Raw genomic sequence first — 18,955 nt, 5'->3', positions numbered from 1 at the left:
CCCACCTGTCACCGCGACATGCCAGACCCCGCACCAACATGACCAAGCCCTACTAGGCGGTGTCTTCAAATGATCTTGGGTGGTGGATCATGGTGGCGTGATACGTCGCCATGAACTGTCGGATGCCGAGTGGGAGTTCGTCCGGCCGCTGCTGCCCGAGTCGTTGCGGGGACGCAAGCGGCTGGATGACCGCCGGGTCCTGAACGGAATCGTGTGGAAGTTCCGGACCGGGACGGCCTGGCGGGACGTGCCCGAGCGTTACGGGCCGTGGGCCACGCTCCACACCCGTTTTCGCAGGTGGGCGGCGGACGGCACGTTCGACCGGATGCTGCGGGCCGCGCAGGCGAAGGCGGACGCGGCAGGCGACATCGAGTGGCTGGTGTCGGTCGACTCCACGGTCGTCCGCGCCCATCAGCACGCGGCCGGGGCCAGAAAAGGGGGCTCCGCGACCCGGCCCTCGGCCGGTCCAGAGGCGGTCTGACCAGCAAGATCCATCTGGCCTGCGACGGGCGGGGCCGTCCGCTCGGCTTCGTTGTCACGGGCGGCAACACCAACGACTGCACCCGGTTCACCGCCGTGATGGATACGATCCGGGTGCCCCGGATCGGACCGGGACGGCCCCGCGTCCGGCCCGATCACGTCCTGGGCGACAAGGGCTACAGCTCGAAAGCGATCCGCGCCTGGCTCCGCCGGCGGAGCATCGCCCACACGATTCCCGAGCGGGCCGACCAGGCCCGCAACCGGACCCGGCGAGGCCGCCGCGGAGGCCGCCCGCCGGCCTTCGACCGCGAGACCTACAAGCACCGCAACGTCGTCGAACGCTGCTTCAACCGCCTGAAGCAGTGGCGCGGCATAGCCACCCGCTACGACAAGACCGCCGAGTCCTACGAGGCAGCCGTCACCCTCGCATCACTCCTGATGTGGGCGTGACATTTGACGACAGAACCTAGGGCGTGGCGTGCGGCGCACGAGCCCGCCGCAGGGGTGCCGCGCTGGGCCCGCCGGGTCGCCTACGCGGTGCCGCTGGTGGTGCTCCCGTCCGGAATCTGGCGCCTGGGCGTGCTGTTCACCGCGGACAAGCGTGGCGGGTCGATCGAGGACTGGGCGATGAACGGCTACGTCGTCCTCCTCACCCTCATCTCCGAGGTCCTTGCCTTCACGACCGTCGGGCTGGTCGCCCACTGGGACGAGGTGTTCCCGCCCGCTGCTGCCCGTGTCGTTGCGTGGGCGGAAGCGATTGGACGACCGAACCGTGCTCAACGGGACCGTGTGGAAGTTCCGGACGCGTACGGCTTGGCGGGCCGTACCCGAGCGGTACGGCCCCTGGCACATGCTGCGGAGGTGGTCCGACCAGCAAGTTCACCTGGTCTGCGATGCCTTCGGGCGTCCGCTCGCCTTTGTGCTCACGGGCGGCGACACCAACGACTGTACCCAGTTCACCACCGTGACGGAGGCGATCCGGGTGCCTCGCATGGGCCCCGGACCGTCCCCGGGCACGGCCCACCCAGATGCTGGGCGACAAGGGCTACAGCTCCCGAGCGACACGGACTGGCTGCGACGCCGCGGCATCGCGACCCGCTACGACAAGACAGCCGAGTCCTACCGGGCAGCTGTCACCCTCGCCTCGCTCCTGATGTGGGCGTGACACATTGACGACAGCCCCTGGCTAGGAGAGTTTGAGAAGCAGTTCGCTGAGTTCGCTCGGCATGGTGATCATGCAGTCGTGACCGGTCGGCAGCTCCCAGACCTGGGCGGCAGTGCCATTGGGTTGGATCGCGGGGACGGGGCGACGGGTGACGCCCGACGGCATGGCGCCGACATTGTGAATGTGCGTGCGCGGGATCGCGTCAACGGCTGGGTTGTCCAGTCGCACCGGCTGCTGCAGACAGCGCACCGGCTGGTCCGAGAGTATCCCGCGCAGCCAGGCGACGTCGGCCGGGTCGGTGACGCCGAACAGGCCGAAGGGCGCGGGCTGCTCGGGCATCGGCGGCACGCGCCATCCGCTCTCGGACTTCTCAGCGAGGTCGATCAGCTGCCGTGTCACGGGTTGGCAGTCGACTGCGGAATCCCCGTCCTCCGGGACCATCGCGTCGAGGTAGACCAGGTGCGCGATGCGTTCCGGAACTCGGTTGGCCGCGGAGGAGATCACCAACCCCGCGTAGCTGTGGCCGACGAGTACGACGTCGCTGAGGTTCTCCTCGGTGATCAGCCCGACCACGTCGTCGACGTGCGTATCGAGACCCACCTCCGGACCGAGCAGGTGTGCCTTGTCGCCGAAGCCGGTCAGGGACGGCGCGAACACCCGGTGCCCGGCGGCCTTCAGCAGCGGTACCACCCGCTCCCAGCACCGCCCGTTGTGCCAAGCACCGTGTACCAGCAGAAATGTGGACATCAATCTTCCTTCGCAGGAGCAGAAGAGCACGGTCACGCGCATGCCGCTGGTCGCGGCTCTGGCAGTTACCTTTCGTGCCTCGGTACTGTTTGAGTACCAAGAGCATGCTGGTGCACACGACGCGCCGCAGGCAATAAGGCACTTTTCGGTGCCTCGGTTCTCTGGAGGTAACCATGGACGTGGTACAGGGCGATCCGCAGTCGGCGGCGCGGCCCAGCGACGCGTGCCGGACCCGGGTGGTGCTCGACATCGTCGGAGACAAGTGGTCGCTGCTGGTCGTGCGCAATCTCAGGGATGGACCGCGCCGTTTCACCGAGCTCAAAAGGGCCATCGACGGAATCAGCCAGCGCATGCTCACCGTGACGCTGCGCAGCCTGGAGCGCGACGGGATCCTGACCCGCACCGTCTACGACGTGATGCCGCCACATGTCAGCTATGAGCTCACCGACATGGGCATCACCCTGCGCGAGGCCACCGCGCCTCTGCTCGAATGGAGCGTCGGGCACCTCGCCCGGATCGACGATGCCCGCGCCGCCTACGATGCCCGCACGGATCCGCCGGTGCCCTCATAGCGGGACCACAAGCCGAGTGTGACCCGACAATCCCACTTCCAAGACACGGCCGTACTGTAGGGCCCGTTCTTCGGGTCATCTGGTAGTTGACCGAAGTTCCTGCTGACTGGAGTCGTTCGCGGTGCCGATCGTGGCGTGCGCGTCGGCGTAGGAGTTCCGCAAGGACTCACTGGATCAGCTCGATGTGGGGGTGGGAGGGGTCGGTCGGGCAGGCGTGGAGCTGGAGGTTGTAGCCGCCGGCGATGTCGATCAATGTGAAGTTGCCGTCCCGCGCTCCCGGGGGAGACGCGGCCGGGTTCGTCGGCTCCTCCTCGGCGACCCAGGTTCCGCTGCCGCCGTCCCATTCCGAGGAAGCGATGGTGAGAAGCGGCACCTCATCCGTGCCGCACTCAGGGCAGGGTCGGTCGACGGGGTCGCTGAGGCCCCAGCAGGTCCAGCCGCCGGTCTTCCAGCCCGGCGCGTGGCAGAGGTTGTTCAAGTACAGCTCCCCCGGGTCGTACGCGTACTTGCTGTACAGCGCAGGGCCGACGGACGCCCATCGGCTCATGTCTTCCAGCTGGGCGCGCAACTCCTTGGGCATCTCTGAGGGATTGGGATATTCCGTGACCTGTTCCGGTGAGAACAGGCACGGCTCCGGGAGGTACCACTGGGCCTGGATGACCGGTGGCTCGGGCGGTGCGTCGAGGACGTCGGTGACAGTGGCGGAGGAGCGCCAGAAGAGTGCGGTCGTGGGGTGGGCGCGTTCGGCGTGGTCGAAGGGGCACCACAGGACCTGGAGGAGGTCCGCGTCGGGCGGGCACGGGAAGGGGATGTCACGGGCGTAGAGCTGAGCGACGGGGAGCAGGGGGACCGGGCCGTCGAACCACGGGCGTCCCACCTTGATCCGCTCCCAGTTCTCCCGTTCCTCGGGGGTGACCTCGGGCGCCTCGGGATCGAGCCGCAGCCGCTCCTCCGCGGCGGCGAGATCGCGGCGCAGCAGCCTGACGTCGTCCGGCGAGTGGACCGTCTGCGACGCGTGTATGTCGTGCGGCTCGTCGCAGTGCGGCCACGGTTCGTCGGCGGGCCACAGGAGCGGCCCGCCGACGGAGCTGTCGTGCAGGGTCGGCGCCCCCGGCCGCGGGTGCAGCCGGGTCGCCGTGCGCGCCAGCGGGGCCAGCCGGGGGAAGAGCGCGGTGATGTCGAACGGCCGCGGCGGGGTGGTATAGATGGCGTTCACTGCGGTGATGCTGCCAGCAACGTCTGACAGTGGGTGTACCGATCTACGTCAGCTGACACTGCACAGCTTCCCCGAGTCAGCGGGCGGACCAGAGGAAGATGCCAGCGATATGGAGTCCGGCCAGGTAGACGGTCGCGGTCTTCGCGTAGCGCGTGGCGATGCCGCGCCACTGCTTCAGACGGTCGATGCACCGTTCGACGGTGTTGATCGCGTCGATCACCTCACGATGGTCCCGCCAGCGGCCACCCGCACCAACGATCGGCTGATCCAAACGAAACCGTCAAGGCGTTGGGTTCGTCGACGCTGATGTGGCACGCCCGGTCCGGCACACCGGACCGAACGCTCAACTCCCGTCCGGGTCACGGCACGCACAGTAAACTCGGCCTCCTTCAGCCGAATCTCAGCCGAGTAGGAACACGTCGCCCCCTTCGGCGCTGCGTACGTCCTGATCCGCTGAGCCCGGGTGAGGAGGGCAGGAGCCATGAAGCCGCCGACCGCAGCCCCGCCGACCGAGGCCGTGAGCCGGCGCAAGACGCGAAGGATGTGTTGATGACGAACGGCAGCAAGCCTCGTCGGCCGGACGTCACGACGGTCGAGATCATCGGGGGGCCGGAAGCGCTCGAGGTCGGCCTCAGCAGTTACGACGCCCGGTGGGCGGAGGACTACCTGCGTCACCGGCGTCGGATCCTGGACGCGTTGGCGGCAGCGGACGTCGATGTCGAGCACATCGGATCCACTTCGGTTCCGGGCCTGGCCGCCAAGCCGATCGTGGACATCGTCGTCGCCGTGGTCGACATCACGGCAGAGGAGGACTACCTCGACGGGCTGTTGGCCGCCGGCTACGAACTGCGGGTGCGCGAGCCAGGACATCGACTCGTGCGCACGCCGACTCGCGACGTTCATGTGCACGTATATGAACGAGGGAACCCTGCGGTGCACGAGTACCTCCTCCTCCGTGACCACCTGCGCAGCCACGCAGACGACCGCGCCCTGTATGAGAGCGTCAAACGAGCCCTGCTCAACCGGCAGTGGAGCGACATGAACCACTACTCCGACGCCAAGAGCGACGTCATCCTCGCGATCAAGACCCGAGCCAGGGCAGCTCGCCAATAGCGCGGGGAGACGTCACGGGACAGGTTGCCCGGTCGTCGTGGATCCGGTCTTCGCCGCGTGGGTGGTCAACGCCTTGATCCGGGCCACATTCAGCCGTACCGGCACCGCGTCGACGGCCCGAGCGAGCAGCCAGGCGAGCCCCGACAGCACCCTCATCAACCACGCCGCACAGATCGGTGTCACACCGGCTCGGGTCGAGCTCGCCATCGCGTTGGCGCCGCGTGATGCTGTACTGGCTCTGTCCGGAGTCGATCTCGACGAGCTCCAGGGCAGCGATGATCTGACCCACGGCTACCTCGTTGGGTCCGATCGCTCCGATCTTCCGGTCCTCCTTCACCTTCTTCAGCTCACGGATCCGGTCCTCGAACGGCATCGGGGGCGGCCTGGTGCAGCTGGCAGAGATCGATGTGATGGACGCCGAGACGGCGCATGCTCGGCATTCCTGCCGCAGGGATTCCGGCCGGGCGTCATCCGCCGGTGAGGGAGGTCGACCGGACGGCCGCCGCTGCCCGCGTGCACGCGTGCGGTGCGGCGGATCGTGCCGGCTGGCACACCGAACTCGACGCGTGGGCCGACCGACGAAGCGCCGAGGCGATCCGACGGCCAGGACTGCCGGCCGCCACCCTGGCGGCCCGTGTCGCGGTATGTGCCGCCGCCGTCGGTCGTGCCGCACCACCCGTTCGACACCCGGACACCCCTGCGGCAGGTCTTCGGCACCCTGGAGCCCCCGTACGTCGGCGAGCTGCGTCAGCCCACGGAGAGCCGGACCAGCCCGTCGTGCGCGTGCGGGGCTCCCTGCACCGTCAACGCGACGTACCGTACCGAGCCGGCACAGGCGAGCCGGCGTACCCGTCCGCGGCCGTCCAGGATGCCGACCCGCTGGTAGCTCACCCCGTCCGTGCTGAACTCCAGGCGGGCCGCCGGCGCCGCGCCGGTCCTCCACTGCGCCTGCACCCACCGCACCCCGGTGCGCGCCCCCAGGTCGACCACCATGCGGCCGTCGCGACCGGGGCGCCAGGCCGTGTCCGGGTCGCCGTCCACGGCGGCGTCGGGGCTGGACATGCCCGGCGGCAGTGGGGCGGTCGGGAAGGTGTTCCTGCCCAGGGCGTGGTCATGGTGCGGAAATGCCTGCGCCCCGCGCAACGTCACCCGTGTCTCGCGTCCGCCCCGCACGGTCGCGTCGGTGCTGCTGCCCTGCCCCTCGACCCGCAGCCGGCAGTGTGCGCCGGACAGGACCAGGGTCGCCCCGTCGGCCACCCGGACCCGCAACCCGGACGGCACGGTGCCGCCGGACAGCGCGGTGAGGGTGAAGCGGGGCGCGAGCAGCGATGCCGACGCGGCGTCCAGCCGCGCACGGTAGTCGATGCCCTCCCGGGTCACCGTCTGCTCCCCCTCCCAGACCTGCCGGTGTCCGCCCCGCTGCGGCACCGCGACCGGGGTCTCCACCGCGTCCGTCGACAGATTGAACAGGCTCAGGTACCCGTCCACCAGCGCCGCCCGGACCCGGCCGTCCCCGGCGGTGGGCGCGGCGCGAAGCGCCAGTACGCGCAACTCGTCGGCGGACACCCCGCAGTGCCCCTCGATCACCAGCGGCTCGCGGGCCCCTTCGGCCGGGACGATCGAGTCGCCGTACACGGCCAGCGTGTGCTCGTCCGTGCCGCGCACGACCAGCCCGGCACGGCCGTCGACGTCGAGCCACCCGCCGTGGCTGCGCAGCGATGGGGCAGGGCCGGTCACCAGGTCCGTCCACCGCTCGCCGTCGGACGAACCCTGCACCCGGTAGGAGCGACCGGCGGCCGCCTCCCAGCGCAGCGTGACCCGGTCCAGCGCACGCCCGGCGCCGAGATCCACCGCCCACCAGCTGTCCGCCCGCTTGCGGTCCTGGCGCGAAACCGCCCACCGCGTCCCGGCGTCGCCGTCCACGGCCAGCCCCGGCCCCATGCCGGCCGACTGGGAGGAGGCCGTCGCCGTGCCGCCCCGCGCGAGGTCGGGCCCCTCGGCCCCGTCCCGCACCTCGACCGCGTACAGCGAGTACCCGTACGCCGGATCCGGCTGCACGCCCAGCATGCGGACGTACCGCATCGTCACCCGGGCGAAGGAGAGTTCGTCGACGCGCCCGGCGGCCGAGGGGCCGGCGTCCTGCGCGCGAACCGTGGCCGAGCCCTCCGCGAACCGGTAGGTGCGGCTGCCGTCGAGGCCCGCCACACCGGGCATGGTCAGGTTGTGCACCTCCAGCCGCGAACCGCCCGCGACCGGGCCCTCGCAGGCGTAGACGACCGAGCCCGACGGCAGTGTCGCGTACCCGGCGAAGCCCTCGCCCAGCCGCAGCATCGTGGCGCTGCCGTCGAAGCCGTCGCGCAGCGCCGTGTGCACGCGCACTGTCCTGCCGGTGACCTCCGCGGCGGTCGAGGGCAGGAACATCGGGGTGGCGCCACCGAGCCGGAACAGCCAGTCGTCGTGCGCCGGCTGCCAGGCGAACTTCACGAACCCGGGCTTCGTCACCGCACCCGCCCAGGCCGCGGGGGACTGGTGGGACACCAGACCGGGGCCGGTCCCGAAGTCGGTGGCACCCGACGCGTACGCGAACAACTCCGCGCGCGACAGGGGACGCACCCGGGGTCCCGCGTCCGGCCACACGTGCAGCAGATAGCTGATGGCCAGTTCGGCGCGCGCCTCCGGCTCGTACTTCGGCTCGCCCGAGAACTTCGCGAGCCGGTACTCGGGCGGGTACGCCTGGTACGCCTCCAGACGCGAGGCCAGCTCCGTCTCCGCACGGGCCGCCGCGCGGTCTCCCACGACCCGGGACAGGAAGGCCAGCGGTATCACGTCCCTGCCGTACAGGTGCTCGCGGTCGTCCACCATCGGCATCAGCGGCTCACCCGCGTCCGACATGACGCCCAGCAGCGTCCGCCACAGTGGCTCCGCGTTGGGCTGCCTGGTCAGAACCTCGGGTAGCGGTTGGCCCGCGGCCAGGAAGTGTGCCGCGTTGCGCCCGGAGGTGCGCCACATCTCCTCCTGGTAGTGCGGCCCGAACGAGCCGTGGTTCTCGACGATGAAGGTGTCGTACGTGTTGTGCGCGGTGTTGCGCGAGACCGGAACCCCGTCCACCCGCGCGGGGTTGGCGAGGTCCGCCGGCGGCAGTCCTCCCTCGTTGCGCGACCAGGTGCCGTAGTCGGCCGCCCACTCGGAGCGGCGCCGGTCGTCGGGCGCCCAGGCCAGCGCCGGAGCGATGGTCTGCGCGTAGAGCCCCATCTCCTCCAGCTTGGTGTCGCCGACGTGGCCGCCCAGGAGTCCGTTCGGCGTCCAGGAGCCGGAGTCCGGGTCGTCGCCCGTGCCCAAGGAGTGTGTGTAGGCGGCCTGTTCGCGGGTGATGGTGTCGACCGCGGAGCGGGTGGCGGCGTCGAGCTCGTCCCACAGCAGGTGCGCGGCGAGGACGAAGTACGACTGGAAGGTGGTGTCGAAGAACAGTTTGCGGCCCCACTGGGTGCCACCGGTGAGGCGGTTGGAGGCCGCGTAGTGGCGCAGGGTGGCCAAGGTGCGTCTCCTGAGCGTTTCCCGGTCGATGCCGGCCGCGTCCTCGTCGAAGGTCCCGTGCGTCAGCAGCACGGCATGTCCGAGGACGACGGCGAACCCGAAGTCCCGGTCGGTGTACACCCCCTTGGCCTCGTCCCACTGGGTCTCGGACCAGCGGGTGTGCCGCAGGAGCACGCGGTGGTACGTGGCGGCGACGTCGTCCGGCGGGTCGACGGTCCGGGCGGCACCGGACATGGGGGCGGCGGCCGAAGGGGACCCCAGCACCGGCTGGAGGGCGGCCGCGGCGCCGGTCGCACCGAGGAGCTGGAGCAGGAGTCTGCGGCGGACGGGGAGAGAAACGGGGCCCATGATGGTCCTCTTCAGCAGGCGACAACGTTGTCAACGAGGGTCATCCTTGAACGACTCGAATGCGCGTGTCAATGGTCGTTCAGCGCGGTATGCGCCGGCGGTAGGTACCCAGGGGGCGGCGCCGGACCCCCCCGCCCGATTCGGAGTCTGCGCCGCCTGCTTCGCGGGCCACCACGGGGGAGGGGCGATCCCGTCACCACACAAGCGGCCGACTCGGCCGGACACCGGCAACGGACCGAGGGATCACGATGGCCAGTCACACGAGGCGGAGACTGCCCAAAAGCGGCCGCGGTCGCGGCAGCGGGCAGCGTGGTCGGGAGCAGTCTTGGGCCCGGCTTCTTCACGACCGCGGCTGCGGCCTCGGCTGCGGAGCGGGCGGCCCCGCGACCCCGAAGGGCGGCAGGACTGGGGGAATGCCTTCCCTGGGTGGGACCTTCGTGCCGATCACCGAGGAGTTGACCGTCCACTCCGGCAGGTTGTCGAACACGCCAACTGAGATGACCTGTTACTCACCGTCGGCCCCCGGGCACGTCGGGAACCCCATGACAGGACGGGTGAAACCCGCCGCGGGATCCCTCCGTTACCGATCACGGGCAATCCCCGGGGGAGTTCGCGGACGACTCGACGGGCTACGGCTTACCCGTGGGCGAGGTACTCCCAGAAGTAGGCCGCGGCTCCAGTGCAAGCCGTGCCCGACCCGATCATCCAGTACAGGGAAAAGGTGTTGAGGGGGACCTTGTCCCAGGGCTTCTCCTCCTGTTCTCGGATGTCGGCCGCGACCTTCTTGGCGATCGGCGCCAGCATGACGACGAACGTGAGCAGGACACCGCTGTAGATGTAGAGGGTGTGCGGGACGGAGTAGCCCTTCACCGTGGCGTTGGGCAGCAGGAACAGCCAGCCGACCAGCGGGGCGGCGAACGTGCGCAGCCGGGCCTTGCGCGTCGGCATGCACCAGTACATCGCGGCTGTGTAGACGACGGTGACGCCGAAGGCAATCAGCCACCAGTCGTCCGTGCTCAGTCGAACAGACATGATCGCGGCCCCCTTTCGGACGGAAGCCTAGGCAACCCGGCCGCCCGGCGTGAGCGTGTCTTCCGGCACCGGAGGCCGGTCGAAGGCTGCCGTGTTCCGGCAACTTCAGGCACCGTCCTGTCGGGCCCGGGCGGGCGTGGGGTCCGTGGCGGTTCCCGCCGCGCCCAGGGCGTGCAGGATGCGGGTCAGGTCGGCCGGGGCCGCTGCGAGGCGGACCGGCTCGCCCGCGTCGTCGAGGTCGGCGATGTGCCAGCCGCGGGGCACGCCGTCGCCGTCGCCGCCGCGCGGACGCCGTACGCCCTTGACGGTGAGCCGGTGCGCGGGAACGGGCTTCGCCGCGAACCGCCCCGGCCCGGGGTGGGGGACGACGGCGGGCGGACCGTCGCCGAGCACGACATGGGTGCCGAAGTGGTTCGGGTTGTAGTCGGTACTCTCCAGGAAGTGGGCGGCGAGAAACACGTCCTCTCCGGCGGCCTCCCGGGGCACCGCTCCGGTCGCCGTGACCGTCGCGGCGACCTGCGGCGTCCGGATCCGGGTCGCACGCCACGCCAGGACGAGGAGGCCCAGCGTGACCAGCGACCCCGCGGCCGCCCAGGTGAGAGGCCCGGGGGAACTCGGCGGGCCCATGGGGTGGACATAGCAGAACGGCAGCAGCCACAGCGCGGTGACGACCAGAACACCCGCGAACGGCAGCGCAGACGGCAGCACCTCGTCGTCGGGAAGCCGGCGCCCGCGCCGGTGCATCAGCACCCTGGCACCCGGATACCCGGCCGCGAGGGCGAGCGCGGCGGCGAGGACGGCCGCCGAACCTGCGCTGGTGAAGTGCTCGCGCCACACGTTCTGTTCCGCCGCCACCACCCTCACCTGCCCGCGCCACAGGGTGAGTTCGACGCGGTCGCCGGCCCGGAATCCCTGGGCGCCCTCCCGCGAGACCGTGAGCCGGTCCACCGGCCGGCCGTCGGCGAAGTAGAGCCGGCTGGGCTGCTTCGCCCGGCCCACCTCGGTCCGCGCGATCACGGCCGGCAAGGTGGCGAGGCACGCGCCGCGCTCCGCGGACGGCGTCCCCGCGGCGCACGGGACCGCCGAGTCCCACGCCTCCTTCGTAGCCCCCGTGACCGGCACGAACCAAGCGGCCAGCCCCGCCCCCGCGAGCAGCAGCAGGGACAGGAACAGCGGCCCGGCGGCGCCCCGCCCCGCGGTGCGCCTGGAGAGGACGACGAGATGGTCCGACTCGGGGCTCCCATGCCGACGGTGCAGGGCCCGCAGCGCGTCCAGTGTCGCGTCGAAGTCCGGCCGGTCGTCCCGGGACCCGGACACCGGCAGGGGCAGCCGCCGCGTCCGCCCGTCGCGCAGCAGCACGCCGACGCGGAAGTACTCCTCCCCGTGCCGCCCGTACTGGATGTGGACGCGCAGGTCGGCGATGTCGTCCCACGGCATGCTCCGGTGACGGCGCAGCAGCGAGCTGTACCGCACGCCGTACGCGTCGGCGCCCACCTGAAGGGTGACCCCGTGGAGGAAGGCGACGCCCACCAGAGCGGCCAGCAGACCGGCGCCCACCCACCAGTCCACGAACGTACCCGAGTACACCAGGCGCCCCGCGGCCACAACGGCCCCGGCCGCTCCCACCCCGACGCACACCCACAGGGGCCGCCTGCGCGGCGGCCGCACGCTCACTTCCTGCCCGACGGTCATGCGCGCATGGTGCCGCCGGTCCGCGACTGGAAGGCGTTCCCACAGAGCATCGTTCACCTTCACATTGAAGCGCCCCGGCGTCGCTGGCTCCCCAAGCTCCCACAGGTCCGGCAGCACCTTGACCAAACATCATCACCAGGACCAAGGCACTCTTCAAGGAGACCCGCACCCGCGGCTGATGTCATGCTGCTGGGCGTGAGTTTCTCCGATGCGACACCCAAGGCCGAACAGGTGCAGGACCGTTGGCGTGTCCGCGAGGCGCCCGCCGGGGACTTCATCCTGTACGCCGACGGTTCACTGTCGGTGATGAACCTCCTCCAGCTCCACCAGCCCGGCCGACGCCACGACCTCCGTGCTCAGGACTGGCACTGGTCGGAGCTGCTCCGGGCCACTGCGTGGACCGCCAGTGACTGGATGGACGTCGATGTGACATTGGCGTCGTGTGCTCACGCCGGAAGCCGTGCCCTCGCAGGCGAATCACCGGACCACGGCAGTATCGGCTGGGTTGCCCTGACCCGGGACGGCGACGAAGGCACCCTGGAGTGGGTCGCGGTCTCCTGCAACTCCGATCCGTTCGCCGAAGTCACCCTGGACGCCACCACCGTGACCGCCACCAGCACCTCAGGCCGGATCTGGGCCTTCCCACGTAACACTCCTCATCAGGTGGAGATCACCTCCGATCCGGGCTTCCCGTGGCGCCAGGTGGACTGACAGGCCGAGCGAGGGTGGTGCTCAGCGGGTGTGGTGCGTGACGATCTCGCGAACCGCCCACACGGCAGACGATCACCCTCTGCCCGATCACGCCCCTGCCCGGTCTGGCACCGGCGGAGCCAGCGGGGTTGAGCAGCTTCAGGGGCAGCCCCGCCCACTGCGGGGACTGAGTGTCGACCAGGCGCCTGACCAGTGCCTCATCGATTTGGGGGTGGGTTTCGACGGTTCTCGCAGTCACCAAGAGCAGCTCCCGTGGTCGGCCCTGTCCGTGCGACGGGCACTCGCCGTCATCACAGTGGTTCGCGGCTGTGCATGTCGACCGATTTTGCGACGCACGGCAACCGCGTCGAGGCGTGGCTTGCATGCCCGCATCGCAGACTGAGGGGCGATCCACCTCTTCACCGACACCGGGCTGGGCGGTCCGTTCCCGTTGTGTCGTGCGAGGACGGAGCCGGACACGGCTCGCGAGTGGCTGACATGGACGAGAGCCGGTGTAGAGGGGCTGTGTCTCAAGCGGCTGTCGGAGTCGTACCGGCCCAGCGCCAGGACGTGGTGGAAGCACAAGGTCCGGGCCCCCGTCGACGCCCTTGTCGGTGCAGTCACCGGCCTCGTCACCCTGCTGCTCGGCCGCTACGACCGTGCCGGCGCGCCGCGCTACATGGGCCGGACGGGGTTCGCTCGTCCGCGCGGCGGCGGCCTCGCTCGCCGGGTTGCTGCGCCGCCCGTGGGCGGGGTGGGAGTTCACCACGGGGTGGGGCAGCCGCGTGCGCCGGACGTCTTGCTCGTTGCTCCTCGGCTGGTGGGGGTCTGTACAGCGAGTGGTGTAACTCGTGGGGTGGTAGTTACAGTTGGGCCGCGGTGAGACGGCCGTCGAAGGTGATGTCGAAAGCCTGGAGAGCCGGCTTCCATCGCCTGGTCCAACGCTTCGCTCCGGTCCCGGTCGGGTCCAGGCTCATTACTGCGAGGTAGACGCACTTCAGGGCGGCCTGTTCCGTGGGGAAGTGTCCGCGAGCACGGACGGCCTTGCGGATTCGGGCGTTCACGGACTCGATCGCGTTGGTCGTGCACACGATCCGGCGGATCTCGACGTCGAACTGAAGGAAGGGCACGAACTCCGCCCAGGCCCGCTCCCACAGCCGGACGATGGCCGGGTACTTCGCACCCCATTCCTCCGAGAACTCCAGGAACCTTTCCGTGGCGGCATCCTCCGTGGGCGCGGTGTAGACCGGCCGGAGAGCCTTAGCGATCTTCTCCCAGTCCTGCCGGCCCGCGTATTTGAAGCTGTTACGAAGCAGGTGAACCACGCAGGTCTGCACGATCGTCGCAGGCCAGACGGTGTTCACCGCGTCGGGGAGTCCGGTCAGCCCATCGCAGACAAGCATCAGGACGTCGCGCACGCCCCGGTTCTTGATCTCGGTGAGGACCTGGAGCCAGTATTTGGCTCCCTCGCCGCCATCGCCAACCCATAGCCCCAGGATGTCCCGGGTCCCCTCGGCGGTCACGGCCAATGCCATGTAGACCGGGCGATTGGCAACCTGCCCATCCCTGACCTTGACGTGCACACAGTCGATGAAGACGACCGGATACACCGCGTCCAGCGGCCGGTTCTGCCATTCCACCATGCCCGCGACCACACTGTCGGTGATCGTGGAGATGGTCGACTTCGACACCTCGGTCCCGTACACCTGGGCCAGGTGCGCGGAGATCTCACCGTGCGTGAGACCCTTTGCCGACAGTGACAGCACCATCTCGTCGATCCCACCCAGACGCCGCTGTCGCTTCTTGACCAGCATCGGCTCGAAGGACCCCGCCCGGTCCCGCGGGACGGAGATCCCGACCGGGCCGACCTCGGTGGCCACAGTCTTGGACCGGTGGCCGTTGCGGTAGTTCTCCCGCCCGCCCTCGGCCCGCTCACCGTGCTCATGACCCAGGTGATCAGTCAGCTCACCTTCCAGCGCCGACTCCAGCACCCGCTTGGTCAGCTGCTGCAGCAGGCCGCCCTCACCGGTCAGCTTCAACCCGTCGGCCTGAGCTCGGGTCACCAGCTGACCGATCAGCTCGTCATCCACGGCGGCCGCCAGCTCGCCGACGCCACTCTCGGTACCGGTCTCACGCATCACGTCAGTCATCAACTTCCGCTTCTTGCTCGGGAGTTACACCGGTTACCGTACAGACCCGGTCGGGGCGCCGTGTCCTGCAGCGAGTCAACGCCCACCGAGACGGTCGACTTGCGCACCGAACCTACGCGTCGGAGGGACAGTTCGGCCCGACAGCGAGCGGGTTCCGGCGTCCGCACGCACCGGATTCCCGGAACTCGCGCGCTTTCGCCCTCGACCTGCTGCGGCTGCGCGGCACCGACTGTCGGCGTACTCGTTGAAGTGCTCAGTCAGGTACGGATGAACGTGCTCAGCTTGGTGATCGTCGTCAGGATGCTGGTCGTGTGGTGGGAACGTCGGGGTGGACGGCCCTTGTCGTTGGCAGTGGAGAGAACGCATGATCGCCTCATGCGAGGTGCTTTCGACGATGTCCCATTGGCCATGCTTTTCCCCCGCCTGTCACCTGCCGACGTCGAATCCCTGGAGCAAGCCGCCAGTGCAGTCGATGAGGCTCACTCGGACGGAGACAAGGCTGAGTGGGAGTGGGCACTGGATCACGTGGTCTTCCCGGGCCCGCAACCGTGGACGCCGGTCATTCTCGGCCTGGGTGTGATCGAGCATGCGGACGGGGGGGACCAGCTGGAGTTCCTGCTTCAAGTCGTGTGGACAGACCTCGGCCAGCTCGCGGTCGACGCGGCGGTGAACGTGGCCTGCTGGTGCGACACGGATCACGCCAGCCATGACGTCGACGCCCTCGGGCTTGTCGTCGGTCATGAGACCTCATTGCCTCACGCTTTCCAAGCGGGTGCCGAGCGTCTGATCGGATGGCTCACCGACCCTCGCGACCCAGATACCTGGCGTGCACGAGCGGCCCTGCCTCCCCGCCAGCCCGTCTAGTGCTCTGACCGCGTAGGTTCGCCGGGCTGATGGTCTGAGCCGAGGCACGATAGGCGTCACCAAGGCAGGCTGGTGTCACTTCGCGTCGGTGCCTGGTCCGGCGTGGTGGCGGAAGGGCGTTTGCACCGACAATGCTGCTTCCTGACGAGGCGTCATAGGTCCGGGAGGTAGGGAGCCTCAGTGCCCGAGCGCCGCCCTGCGCAGGGATCGCTCGGCGATCCGGGCAGCCAGTGACGCGGGCAGCAGGCGACCGAATACGAAGGTCTGGAAGCCGTTGAGACCGCCATCGACAACTGCCGGGCCCCGGCTGCGCAAGGCAGACATCACGGTGTCCGCGACGGAACCGGGCTCGCGCTTGCCCGGTATGTGCCGCGTGTTCATCGCAGTGTCGGTGGGGCCGGGGCTGACCGCCACGACCCGCACCCCCGTCGCCTTCGTCTCGGCCCACACCGCCTGGGTGAAGGAGAGCACGAACGCTTTCGAGGCCGCATAAGCGGCCACATACGGAGCGGGTGCGTACGCACCGGTGCTCGCGATGTTGACGACAGCCCCCCGCCCCCGCGCGACCATCGCGGGCAGCAAGAGCGCTGTCAGCTCCGCCATCGCGCCGACATTGAGGTTGACCAGGCCCCGAAGCCGCGCGGGATCGCTGTTGGCGACCGGCCCCATCAGGCTCGCGCCAGCATTGTTGACCAGCACGTCGACCTCGGTTCCCGAACCCGTCAGCCACTTGGCCAGCCGAGCTGGAGCACTCTGCTGCGACAGGTCCAGCGCGAGCGTCGACACCTGGGCCCCGTACTCGGCGTGCAGCCGCTTGGCCGCCGCCTCCAGGCGGGCGCCGTCCCGTGCGACCAGGACCAGGTGCATGCCCTGTTCGGCCAGCCGCTCGGTGATCGCGGCCCCAATGCCTGTCGCGGCACCGGTCACGACAGCAACACCCTGCATCGTCTCTTTCTTCGACTTCATGCCCGGAACGGTAAACTCTGACATTAACGTCAATGTCAAGCCTGGCCCGGCGGAGGAGAGAGTATGCGCATCGGAGAACTCAGCAGCGCCACCGGGGCCAGCACCCGTTCGCTCCGGTACTACGAGAGCCAAGGGCTGCTCTCCAGCGACCGCCGCTCCAACGGATACCGGGACTACGGCGAGGAGGCCGTACGCCAGGTCGCCTTCATCCAGGACCTCTACCGCGCGGGACTGCCCTCCCAGATCATCCGGGACATTCTTCCCTGCACCGCACCGACGCCTCCCGAAGGCGAGTGCACCCAACTCCTGGCCCGCGTCCAGCAGGTCCGCGACGAACTCGCCCGTCAGGAGCAGCAGATCACTCAGCGCCGCGAGATGCTCGACCGCTACCTCTCGGGCACGGCGACCCCGGCCGGCCTCGGCGGCCAACCCGTCTGCTCCGCCTGAAGCGACTGGCATCTGGTGTCCGATCAAGCCAGGAAAACCTGGCATTAAGGTCGAACTGTGCTTCACCCCGACCTACGCCTCGTGGGCGAACCCGATCGAGGCGCACTTCGGACCGCTGAGGCAGTTCACCATCGCCCACTCGAACTATCCCAACCAGACCGCGCAGACCCGGGTCCTGCACGCCTACCTGCGCTGGCGCAACGCCAACGCCCGCCACCGCGACGGCCTGGCCGCCGAACGCAAGGAACGCGCCCGCATCCGCAGCGAGAAAGGCATCCGCTGGGGCGGACGCCCCCTCACCGTTACAGCCTGAACAACCCGGCGAACCTACGCGGTCAGAGCACTAGCGTTGTGACCGCATGGGTTTCGCCGGGTTGGTCGTGTACTGCTCAACTCCTCGTCGATCCGGTGCTGATGATGCGCGGAAATCGGTGCAAGGTGACACCTTCCTGATCCATACTCTGTGGCGGCAGCTTCGGGGAGGACATGTCCTTGCAGCACAGCAGTGGGATTACACGAGCAGTCGGGCGAGCAGCGGTCGTTGTCGTTGCCGCTGTCCTGATGAGCAGTTGTTCGTCGGACGATCCAGCGCAGGCCAAGGAGCGACAACGGGATTACTGCACCAAACTGGGGACCTGGCAGGACACGGCACACGCCACGACAACCGGCGAGCCAGACGCCGATGCCGGTGACGGACAGAGTGTCCAGTCGCCCGAGTTCGACAACACCGAATTGGCAGGGCATGCGGTCATCGATGCCTCGAAAAGGCTTGACCGGGCAAGCCTGGAACACGGTGGTGCCGACATCGTCGATGACACCGTCAACGCGGTCGGCGGCGACATCGGGGCTGAGGGTCGTGCAGTGTCTTACTGCGACAGCTCAGGCTTCGAGACCTTGGTCGGTTCGGCTGGCTAGTGCTGTGAGCGCATGGGGTTCGCCGGGTCGTTCAGGCCGCGGCGGCGAGAGAGCGTCCGCCCCAGCGGATGCCCTTCTCGCTGCGGATGCGGGCGCGTTTCTTGCGTTCAGCGGTTAGGACGCACGGGTGGCGGGCGTTGGCGTTGCGCCAGCCGGTCAGCCATCCGCGGTGCCTTCGGCCGCAGCAGCGTGACCAGCCGCCGCCTGCCGGCCTTGCGCATCTGGGCCGGGGACCCGAACCGTTCCAGCAGCGTGAGGACGGCCGGGTGCTGCAACCGCGGCCCAAGGACTCGTTCCAGCGACGGATGGATCTGGGTCAGCAGGCCGTGGAGCCGGTTCGCGACCCTGGTGGCCTCGCCGGCCAGGTCGTCGTCGAAGCCGACGATCATCTCCAGCTCGGCGATCGTCTCGTCCTCGCCGTCGATCGCCCGCAGTGTGTGGGGCATCGCGCGGGCCGCGTCCGCGATGATGAACGCGTCCCTCGCGTCCGTCTTGGCCTCGCCCGGGTAGAGGTCGGCGATCCGCCGCATCGTCAGCCCCGGCAGATAGGCGACCGGGCAGCCCATGTCTTGCGCAACGGCCAGCGGCAGGGCGCCGATCGAGGCCGGCTGGTCGACGACGACCAGCACCGTTCCGTGCTTGGCCTGGAGTTTCGCGAACAGCTCGCAGAGCTTGGGTTCGGTGTTGGGTAGGCGTTTGTCGAACGCCTTCTTGCCGGCCGGGGTGACGGCGGTGGCGTGGTGTTCGCCCTTGCCGACGTCCAGGCCGAGGAAGACGTCGATGTCGCCGGTGTCGATCACGTGCAGGCCCCTCCATCGCGCTTTGGTCCGGCCTTGCCTCGGCATCGAGCTGCCACATCCACGTTACGGAGAGCTCTTCCGACTCGGGTGAAGCCGGTGCTCAAGCCCCTCATCAGCGGTCCGTCGATGCCTCCGGGCCCGGTGACACCACCCCCCGGATCATCAACAACAAGGGGGGAAGTCACGCCGGGCCCGAAGGCCGGTAGCCCCATTGCGGAGCCATG

At 69.4% G+C, this 18,955-nt stretch carries 15 protein-coding genes and 5 pseudogenes; 9 read left to right on the top strand and 11 right to left on the bottom strand.

Going from position 1 to position 18,955, the window contains the following annotated elements; translation table 11 throughout:
* Positions 1–100 precede the first annotated feature (100 nt).
* A protein-coding gene (locus tag BJ961_RS18400) for an IS5 family transposase (protein WP_271417094.1) occupies positions 101–930 on the top strand; the annotation gives its coding sequence in 2 pieces (ribosomal slippage) (positions 101–442 and positions 445–930; 828 coding nt in all).
* A 220-nt stretch (positions 931–1,150) separates the two neighbouring features.
* A pseudogene (locus BJ961_RS36165) lies at positions 1,151–1,324 on the top strand (transposase); the annotation flags it as partial.
* A 342-nt stretch (positions 1,325–1,666) separates the two neighbouring features.
* On the opposite strand, the gene BJ961_RS18390 reads toward BJ961_RS36165, so the two are convergent.
* Positions 1,667–2,392, bottom strand: coding sequence for an alpha/beta fold hydrolase (locus BJ961_RS18390; protein ID WP_271417085.1), 726 nt, complete (start codon positions 2,390–2,392; stop codon positions 1,667–1,669).
* A 173-nt stretch (positions 2,393–2,565) separates the two neighbouring features.
* Between BJ961_RS18390 and BJ961_RS18385 the strand changes: the two genes are divergently transcribed.
* The gene (locus tag BJ961_RS18385) at positions 2,566–2,964 is read left to right on the top strand and encodes a winged helix-turn-helix transcriptional regulator (RefSeq protein WP_271413887.1); all 399 of its coding nucleotides are present in this window, start codon (positions 2,566–2,568) and stop codon (positions 2,962–2,964) included.
* 166 nt (positions 2,965–3,130) lie between these two features.
* Here BJ961_RS18385 and BJ961_RS18380 read toward each other — a convergent pair whose 3' ends face one another.
* Together BJ961_RS18380 and BJ961_RS18375 are read right to left on the bottom strand one after the other, a co-directional pair.
* On the bottom strand, positions 3,131–4,180 hold the full coding sequence (locus BJ961_RS18380; protein WP_271413886.1) for a hypothetical protein: 1,050 nt from the start codon (positions 4,178–4,180) through the stop codon (positions 3,131–3,133).
* A gap of 76 nt (positions 4,181–4,256) precedes the next feature.
* Positions 4,257–4,385: pseudogene (locus BJ961_RS18375) on the bottom strand (IS5/IS1182 family transposase); the annotation flags it as partial.
* A gap of 344 nt (positions 4,386–4,729) precedes the next feature.
* On the opposite strand from BJ961_RS18375, the gene BJ961_RS18370 reads away from it, so the two are divergent.
* The gene (locus BJ961_RS18370) at positions 4,730–5,293 is read left to right on the top strand and encodes a GrpB family protein (RefSeq protein WP_271413885.1); all 564 of its coding nucleotides are present in this window, start codon (positions 4,730–4,732) and stop codon (positions 5,291–5,293) included.
* Here BJ961_RS18370 and BJ961_RS18365 read toward each other — a convergent pair.
* From BJ961_RS18365 to BJ961_RS18350, 4 genes are all read right to left on the bottom strand, one after another.
* Positions 5,262–5,666 (bottom strand): aldo-keto reductase family protein, encoded by a 405-nt coding sequence (locus BJ961_RS18365; RefSeq protein WP_271413884.1) that lies wholly within the window; start codon positions 5,664–5,666, stop codon positions 5,262–5,264. The two genes, BJ961_RS18370 and BJ961_RS18365, sit on opposite strands and share 32 nt — an antisense overlap.
* Before the next feature lie 374 nt (positions 5,667–6,040).
* Positions 6,041–9,175, bottom strand: a complete 3,135-nt coding sequence (locus BJ961_RS18360) for a discoidin domain-containing protein (RefSeq protein ID WP_271413883.1) — start codon at positions 9,173–9,175, stop codon at positions 6,041–6,043.
* A gap of 636 nt (positions 9,176–9,811) precedes the next feature.
* The gene (locus tag BJ961_RS18355) at positions 9,812–10,207 is read right to left on the bottom strand and encodes a hypothetical protein (RefSeq protein ID WP_271413882.1); all 396 of its coding nucleotides are present in this window, start codon (positions 10,205–10,207) and stop codon (positions 9,812–9,814) included.
* Positions 10,208–10,312: 105 nt separating this feature from the next.
* On the bottom strand, positions 10,313–11,899 hold the full coding sequence (locus tag BJ961_RS18350; protein ID WP_271413881.1) for a PH domain-containing protein: 1,587 nt from the start codon (positions 11,897–11,899) through the stop codon (positions 10,313–10,315).
* A 183-nt stretch (positions 11,900–12,082) separates the two neighbouring features.
* On the opposite strand from BJ961_RS18350, the gene BJ961_RS18345 reads away from it, so the two are divergent.
* The gene (locus tag BJ961_RS18345) at positions 12,083–12,610 is read left to right on the top strand and encodes a hypothetical protein (RefSeq protein ID WP_271413880.1); all 528 of its coding nucleotides are present in this window, start codon (positions 12,083–12,085) and stop codon (positions 12,608–12,610) included.
* Between the two features lie 115 nt (positions 12,611–12,725).
* Here BJ961_RS18345 and BJ961_RS18340 read toward each other — a convergent pair.
* Both BJ961_RS18340 and BJ961_RS18335 read right to left on the bottom strand, forming a co-directional pair.
* Positions 12,726–12,851: pseudogene (locus BJ961_RS18340) on the bottom strand (phosphotransferase); the annotation flags it as partial.
* A 601-nt stretch (positions 12,852–13,452) separates the two neighbouring features.
* Positions 13,453–14,739, bottom strand: coding sequence for an IS256 family transposase (locus tag BJ961_RS18335; protein WP_271321273.1), 1,287 nt, complete (start codon positions 14,737–14,739; stop codon positions 13,453–13,455).
* A gap of 267 nt (positions 14,740–15,006) precedes the next feature.
* Here BJ961_RS18335 and BJ961_RS18330 point away from each other — a divergent pair, with 267 nt between their 5' ends.
* Positions 15,007–15,603 carry a hypothetical protein gene (locus BJ961_RS18330; RefSeq protein ID WP_271413879.1) on the top strand — a complete coding sequence of 199 codons (597 nt, stop codon included), beginning with the start codon at positions 15,007–15,009 and terminating at the stop codon, positions 15,601–15,603.
* A 177-nt stretch (positions 15,604–15,780) separates the two neighbouring features.
* Here BJ961_RS18330 and BJ961_RS18325 read toward each other — a convergent pair whose 3' ends face one another.
* On the bottom strand, positions 15,781–16,569 hold the full coding sequence (locus BJ961_RS18325; protein WP_271413878.1) for an SDR family NAD(P)-dependent oxidoreductase: 789 nt from the start codon (positions 16,567–16,569) through the stop codon (positions 15,781–15,783).
* Between the two features lie 63 nt (positions 16,570–16,632).
* On the opposite strand from BJ961_RS18325, the gene BJ961_RS18320 reads away from it, so the two are divergent.
* From BJ961_RS18320 to BJ961_RS18310, 3 genes and pseudogenes are all read left to right on the top strand, one after another.
* Positions 16,633–17,016, top strand: a complete 384-nt coding sequence (locus BJ961_RS18320; protein ID WP_271413877.1) for a MerR family transcriptional regulator — start codon at positions 16,633–16,635, stop codon at positions 17,014–17,016.
* 46 nt (positions 17,017–17,062) lie between these two features.
* A pseudogene (locus tag BJ961_RS18315) lies at positions 17,063–17,329 on the top strand (IS630 family transposase); the annotation flags it as partial.
* Between the two features lie 173 nt (positions 17,330–17,502).
* Entirely contained in the window at positions 17,503–17,931 is a 429-nt protein-coding gene (locus tag BJ961_RS18310; protein ID WP_271413876.1) for a hypothetical protein, read from the top strand.
* A gap of 149 nt (positions 17,932–18,080) precedes the next feature.
* Here BJ961_RS18310 and BJ961_RS18305 read toward each other — a convergent pair.
* A pseudogene (locus BJ961_RS18305) lies at positions 18,081–18,776 on the bottom strand (IS110 family transposase); the annotation flags it as partial.
* Positions 18,777–18,955 lie beyond the last annotated feature (179 nt).

This window comes from Streptomyces lienomycini (genome assembly GCF_027947595.1).
Lineage (GTDB): Bacteria > Actinomycetota > Actinomycetes > Streptomycetales > Streptomycetaceae > Streptomyces > Streptomyces lienomycini.
Note: the sequence above shows the minus strand (reverse complement) of the source record. Positions and strands in the feature narration are given on the sequence as shown.

Bases quoted from the DNA above. Each gene is read 5' to 3' on its own strand.
- BJ961_RS18345 (WP_271413880.1), top strand. From the start codon at position 12,083: ATGCTGCTGGGCGTGAGTTTCTCCGATGCGACACCCAAGGCCGAACAG.
- BJ961_RS18370 (WP_271413885.1), top strand. From the start codon at position 4,730: ATGACGAACGGCAGCAAGCCTCGTCGGCCGGACGTCACGACGGTCGAG.
- BJ961_RS18330 (WP_271413879.1), top strand. From the start codon at position 15,007: ATGAACGTGCTCAGCTTGGTGATCGTCGTCAGGATGCTGGTCGTGTGG.
- BJ961_RS18390 (WP_271417085.1), bottom strand. From the start codon at position 2,392: ATGTCCACATTTCTGCTGGTACACGGTGCTTGGCACAACGGGCGGTGC.
- BJ961_RS18360 (WP_271413883.1), bottom strand. From the start codon at position 9,175: ATGGGCCCCGTTTCTCTCCCCGTCCGCCGCAGACTCCTGCTCCAGCTC.
- BJ961_RS18355 (WP_271413882.1), bottom strand. From the start codon at position 10,207: ATGTCTGTTCGACTGAGCACGGACGACTGGTGGCTGATTGCCTTCGGC.
- BJ961_RS18325 (WP_271413878.1), bottom strand. From the start codon at position 16,569: ATGAAGTCGAAGAAAGAGACGATGCAGGGTGTTGCTGTCGTGACCGGT.
- BJ961_RS18385 (WP_271413887.1), top strand. From the start codon at position 2,566: ATGGACGTGGTACAGGGCGATCCGCAGTCGGCGGCGCGGCCCAGCGAC.
- BJ961_RS18310 (WP_271413876.1), top strand. From the start codon at position 17,503: ATGTCCTTGCAGCACAGCAGTGGGATTACACGAGCAGTCGGGCGAGCA.
- BJ961_RS18350 (WP_271413881.1), bottom strand. From the start codon at position 11,899: ATGACCGTCGGGCAGGAAGTGAGCGTGCGGCCGCCGCGCAGGCGGCCC.
- BJ961_RS18365 (WP_271413884.1), bottom strand. From the start codon at position 5,666: ATGCCGTTCGAGGACCGGATCCGTGAGCTGAAGAAGGTGAAGGAGGAC.
- BJ961_RS18335 (WP_271321273.1), bottom strand. From the start codon at position 14,739: ATGACTGACGTGATGCGTGAGACCGGTACCGAGAGTGGCGTCGGCGAG.
- BJ961_RS18320 (WP_271413877.1), top strand. From the start codon at position 16,633: ATGCGCATCGGAGAACTCAGCAGCGCCACCGGGGCCAGCACCCGTTCG.